Raw genomic sequence first — 833 nt, 5'->3', positions numbered from 1 at the left:
AAGAGGCTGTCTCAAAAGCAATTTTTGAGGCAGCCTCTTTTTTTATTAAGCCATATAGGGGCTATTGTATTTTGAAGTGGTAACTGTTGGTATTAGGCAGCCAGGTGATAGCAATGGCCATTTTCAAGACTTTTCACCCCGGTTTTGCCCGGTTCCGACTCTTTTGCAGCCATTTTCTTCCTTAAGTTGTGCGCCAGCAACAATAAGCCGGTTTCCACCCCCACCTTTTTGATACCCCTGAGCATAAACCTCCTAAAATGATGGTTTTGCTTAATGTTTCCAAATACCGGTTCCACATCACAGCACCTGCGCTTTCGATGCCTGACCCCTTCCTCGCTTAACAGGCGCTCCTTCGCTTTGCTTTTCAACTCACCCAGGCGATGGTTTACTTCTATGACCCGGTTGCCCTGGCTCTTATGGCATACCCCTCTGAGCGGACAACCCTCGCAGTTCTTAGCCCCGTAACGGCTGACGGTCTGCTTGAAGCCTGTGGTAGTAGTTCTGCTGCCTGTGCCGATGCGATCCATGCGCTGACCCATGGGGCAGATAAAGTAGTCCTGCTCCTTATTGTAATAGAGCTTATCGGGAGAAAAAGGAGTTTTACCCTGAATGGTGCTGTTCTGCTGGCGGTCAAAGTTCCCATACTTCACATAGGCCTCTATGCCCTGCTCTTCCAGCCATTGGTAGTTCTCTTCACTGCCATAGCCCGCATCAGCAGTAAGATTTTGAGGAAGTTCGCCATATTGCTCCTTGAGTTGCTCCAGGTGAGGGATCAGCGTATTGGTGTCCGTAGTGTTTTGATGAATGGAATAGCCCGCCACAAACTGCCCGTT

Annotated in this window: 1 protein-coding gene; it reads right to left on the bottom strand. The window is 49.2% G+C overall.

Translation table 11 applies throughout. The features are described 5' to 3' along the window. Positions 1 to 92: 92 nt before the first annotated feature. A partial coding sequence (locus tag V9K67_RS27050; protein WP_336728254.1) for a transposase occupies positions 93 to 833 on the bottom strand: 741 nt, incomplete at its 5' end.

Origin of the sequence: Huijunlia imazamoxiresistens (assembly GCF_037132455.1) — a bacterium.
GTDB classification, from domain to species: Bacteria; Bacteroidota; Bacteroidia; order Chitinophagales; family Chitinophagaceae; genus Flavisolibacter; species Flavisolibacter imazamoxiresistens.
The sequence above is the reverse complement of the archived record's forward strand: the minus strand, read 5'-3'. Positions and strand labels throughout refer to the sequence as shown.